General features: G+C 68.0%; 5 protein-coding genes. 1 reads left to right on the top strand and 4 read right to left on the bottom strand.

Annotated elements, in window-relative coordinates; translation table 11 throughout:
• The 3 genes from ABF821_RS20225 to metX all read right to left on the bottom strand — a co-directional run.
• A partial coding sequence (locus ABF821_RS20225) for a BadF/BadG/BcrA/BcrD ATPase family protein (RefSeq protein WP_415531378.1) occupies positions 1 to 266 on the bottom strand: 266 nt, incomplete at its 3' end.
• 30 nt (positions 267 to 296) lie between these two features.
• Positions 297 to 902 carry a methionine biosynthesis protein MetW gene (metW, locus tag ABF821_RS20220; RefSeq protein ID WP_182975504.1) on the bottom strand — a complete coding sequence of 202 codons (606 nt, stop codon included), beginning with the start codon at positions 900 to 902 and terminating at the stop codon, positions 297 to 299.
• A gap of 3 nt (positions 903 to 905) precedes the next feature.
• Positions 906 to 2,060: a homoserine O-acetyltransferase MetX gene (gene metX, locus ABF821_RS20215; RefSeq protein ID WP_415531377.1), complete on the bottom strand. Its 1,155-nt coding sequence runs from the start codon at positions 2,058 to 2,060 to the stop codon at positions 906 to 908.
• A 223-nt stretch (positions 2,061 to 2,283) separates the two neighbouring features.
• Between metX and ABF821_RS20210 the strand changes: the two genes are divergently transcribed.
• Complete coding sequence (locus ABF821_RS20210) at positions 2,284 to 2,715, top strand: OsmC family protein (protein ID WP_182975502.1); 432 nt, start codon at positions 2,284 to 2,286, stop codon at positions 2,713 to 2,715.
• A gap of 12 nt (positions 2,716 to 2,727) precedes the next feature.
• Here the strand turns inward: ABF821_RS20210 and aroC are convergent, their stop codons facing one another.
• Positions 2,728 to 3,816, bottom strand: coding sequence for a chorismate synthase (gene aroC / locus ABF821_RS20205; protein ID WP_415531376.1), 1,089 nt, complete (start codon positions 3,814 to 3,816; stop codon positions 2,728 to 2,730).
• Positions 3,817 to 4,017: the final 201 nt, after the last annotated feature.

Below are 4,017 nucleotides of genomic sequence, written 5' to 3'. Positions count from 1 at the left end.
TTGAAGCGCGCCACCGCCCCGGTCGCTTCCGCCCCCGCCAGCCCGGCAACCGCGATCAGCCGACAGTCCGCCCCCAGCAGTCCGACGCGCGACAGCGCCAGGTCCAGCGCCTGCCGGATCGACTCCCGCGCCGGCCCGGCATCGAGGGCGATATTGGCCGGGCCGCCGTCGCCATCGGCCAGTACCGTGCCCTCGGGCGTCGCCAGTCGCAGGCGCGTCCGCGTCCCACCCCCGTCGATCCCGACCAGAAGCGTGCGGACCGTCACGAGCGGCCCGTCCCGTCCCGCCGCATCATTTCAGCGTCCCCGCCGCCGCAGCAGGAACAGCGCCTGCTCGCCGAACAGATTGGCCAGCCGGATGGAGCGGCGCCAGGGCGCGCGCTCGCCATCCTCGTCCACCGCCATCCACTGCTCGACCACATAGCCCTCTTCCCGGCACAGCATCAGGAAGTCGAGGATGGTGCAGGGGTGAATGTTGGGCGTCTGGTACCACGGCGTATGCCACACGGCGGTCATCGGCATGCGCCCGCTGGTCAGCAGCTTCAGCCGCAACTGCCAGTGGCCGAAATTGGGAAACGAGACGATGGCATGCCGCCCGATCCGCAGCATCTGGCGCAGCACCTCGCGCGGCCGCTCGACCGCCTGCAAGGTGCGCTGCAACACCACGTAATCGAAGGCTTCGTCGGGATAATGCGCCAGATCGTGGTCGGCATCGCCATGCATCACCGGCAGCCCGTGCGCGACCGAGCGCGTGACCTCGCGCATGTCGATCTCGATCCCCCGCGCATCGCAGCCACGGGTGCGGAACAGATAATCCAGCAACGTCCCGTCACCGCTGCCGATGTCGAGCACCCGCGTGCCGGGACGGATCATGTCGGCGATCAGCCGCTGGTCTAGGCGCATGGGTCAGCCGATCCGTGCATGTTCGGCGGCGCCGGAGAGGAAACCGCGCACCGTCCGGTCGAAATCCGGCTCGTCGAGCAGAAACGCATCATGCCCCTTGTCGCTGTCGATCTCGACGAACGACACGTTGGCCGCCGCCCGGTTCAGCGCCCGCGCCAGCACCCGCGCCTGCGAGGTCGGAAATAGCCAGTCGGAGGTGAACGAAACGATGCAGAAGCGCGTGCGCGTGCCATGGAAGGGCCGCGACGGGTCCCCGTCATGCTCGGCGCCGAGGTCGAAATAATCCATGGCACGGGTGATGGTCAGATAGGAATTGGCATCGAACCGCCGCACGAACGACGACCCCTGGTGGCGCAGATAGCTCTCCACCTCGAAGATCTCGCCGAACAGCGACATCGCCCCCGCCTGGTTGTACGGGTCGCGCCGCACCCGGCGGCCGAATTTCCGCGTCAGCGCCTCTTCGGACAGATAGGTGATGTGCGCCATCATCCGCGCCACCGCCAGCCCGCGCGCCGGTATCGCCCCCTGCTCCCAGTAGCGCCCGCCATGCCATTCGGGGTCGGCGAAGATCGCCTGCCGGCTCACCTCGTTGAAGGCGATGTTCTGCGCCGAATGAAAGGGCGAGGTCGCGATGGGCATCGCGGCGAAGACCATCTCGGGAAAGGTCGCGGCCCATTCCAGCACCTGCATCCCGCCCATCGAGCCACCGACCACGGCAAACAGCCGGCCGATCCCCAGCGCGTCGACCACCAGCTTCTGCGCCCGCACCATGTCGCGGATGGTGATCGGCGGAAAATCGGTGCCCCACGGCTCGCCCGGCATGTCGGGGCGCGGATCGCGCGGCCCGGTCGAGCCCATGCAGCCGCCGAGCACATTCATGCAGATCACGAAGAACCGGTCGGTATCGATCGGCAGCCCCGGCCCGACCATGCGGCCCCACCATCCCGGCTTGCCGGTCAGCGGATGGGTCTCCGCCAGATACTGGTCGCCTGTCAGCGCATGACAGACCACGATCGCATTGTCGCGCGCCGCCGACAGCGTGCCATAGGTCCGATAGGCAACCCGGACCGGCGCCAGCAGAAAGCCGCACTCAAGCTGCATCCCCTCGGGAAACAGCATATGCGCATGTTCGATATGGGCGGGCGTTGTCTGGTCCATTGCGCGGGCAGGCATTCCGTCATGAGCGATTGCGGGAAGCGGGCAATATCCCTGTCACGGTCCGGTCGTCCTATGGCACCAGCGCCCGCCACACGCAACAGGCGCCTGCACCGCACCCGCACCACGCCCCCTCTCACAGGATCGTGCGCGGCCGCACGGGTCCCTCCCGCACGATGCCGCGTTAAGGTCGGGCACGCGGCCAACCATCGAAGGAACCGACGCCATGACCATCAAGAAATTCGGCACCGCCCACTGGGAAGGCAGCATCAAGGAGGGCAAAGGCACCGTCTCGACCGAAAGCGGCGCCCTGTCCGCCCAGCCCTACGGCTTCAACACCCGCTTCGAGGGCGTCGCCGGCACCAACCCCGAGGAACTGATCGGCGCCTCGCACGCCGCCTGCTTCGCCATGGCCCTCTCGGGCATCCTCGGCGGCGCCGGCCTCACCGCCACCGCGCTGGACACGAAATCGGTCATCTCGCTGGAAAAGCAGGCCGAAGGCTTCGCCGTCACCGCCGCCCACCTGACGCTGACGGCCACCATCCCCGGCATCACCGAAGAGCAGTTCCAGGAACTCGCCGCCAAGGCCAAGGCCGGCTGCCCGATCTCCAAGCTGCTCAAGGCCGAAATCACGCTGGAAGCGACGCTGAAAGCCTGACCCTCTTGCCCGTCAGGCGGGGCGCGGATCGTGCCCCGTCTGACCGCGATGGCGTAGAAGATGGTCGGCGAGCACGCACGCCATCATCGCCTCGCCCACCGGCACGGCCCGGATTCCCACGCACGGATCATGCCGCCCGCGCGTCGAAACCGCCACATTTTCCCCGCTCCGCGTCACCGACGGCACGGGTGTCAGAATCGAGCTGGTCGGCTTCACCGCAAACCGCGCCACCAGCGGCTGGCCGGTCGAAATCCCGCCCAGCACACCGCCTGCATGATTGGCGCCGAAGACCAGTCGCCCGTCTTCCATCCGCATCGGGTCGGCGTTTTCCTCACCGGTCAGCGCGGCGGCGGCGAACCCGTCGCCGATCTCGACCCCCTTCACGGCATTGATGCTCATCAGCGCCATCGCCAGATCGGAATCCAGCTTGCCGTAGATCGGCGCCCCCAGCCCCGGCGGCACCCCTTCGGCCACGATCTCGACCACCGCGCCGACCGACGACCCGGCCTTGCGCACGGCGCCCAGATACTCTTCCCACACCGGCACCATCTGCGGGTCGGGACAGAAGAATGGATTGTCCCCCACCGCGTCCCAGTCCCAGCGCGCCCGATCGACGGCATGGGTGCCGACCTGCACCAGCGCGCCCCGAATCCGCACGCCCGCGCCCAGCACCCGCCGCGCGACCGCACCCGCCGCCACCCGCATCGCCGTCTCGCGGGCCGAGGACCGCCCGCCGCCGCGATAATCGCGAATCCCGTATTTCAGGTCATAGGCCACATCGGCATGGCCCGGCCGATAGCGTTCGGCGATATCGCCGTAATCGCGCGACCGCTGGTCCACATTGCGGATCAGCAGCGAGATCGGGGTGCCGGTCGTCTTCCCCTCAAACACGCCGGACAGGATCTCGACGCTATCGGGTTCCTGCCGCTGGGTGGTGAATTTCGACTGGCCGGGCCGCCGCTGGTCCAGCCAGGGCTGGATATCGGCCTCGGACAGCGCAATGCGCGGCGGGCAGCCATCGACCACGCAGCCAATGGCCGGCCCATGACTCTCCCCCCAGGTCGTCACCCGAAACAGATGCCCGAAACTGTTATCCGACATGACCCGATAATCCCTTGGCTACGATCCCCAGTCCGTAAAACCTGACCGGAAACGGGGGCTGGCGAGTGAGAGCGGCCCGCAGGGCCGCGCCCGTCGTGTGTTTCCGAGCATCGGAGCGGAGCGGCCTTGATGGCCGTGAGCACCGAAGCGCAGGAAACGCGCGTCGGATCGCCGCCAGCGCCCGTTTCCGGTCAGGTTTTC

The organism is Gluconacetobacter sp., from assembly GCF_047721585.1.
Lineage (GTDB): Bacteria > Pseudomonadota > Alphaproteobacteria > Acetobacterales > Acetobacteraceae > Gluconacetobacter > Gluconacetobacter dulcium.
The sequence above is the reverse complement of the archived record's forward strand: the minus strand, read 5'-3'. Positions and strand labels throughout refer to the sequence as shown.

Coding starts and splice junctions, on each gene's coding strand:
- ABF821_RS20210 (WP_182975502.1), top strand. CDS start 2,284: ATGACCATCAAGAAATTCGGCACCGCCCACTGGGAAGGCAGCATCAAG.
- aroC (WP_415531376.1), bottom strand. CDS start 3,816: ATGTCGGATAACAGTTTCGGGCATCTGTTTCGGGTGACGACCTGGGGG.
- metX (WP_415531377.1), bottom strand. CDS start 2,060: ATGGACCAGACAACGCCCGCCCATATCGAACATGCGCATATGCTGTTT.
- metW (WP_182975504.1), bottom strand. CDS start 902: ATGCGCCTAGACCAGCGGCTGATCGCCGACATGATCCGTCCCGGCACG.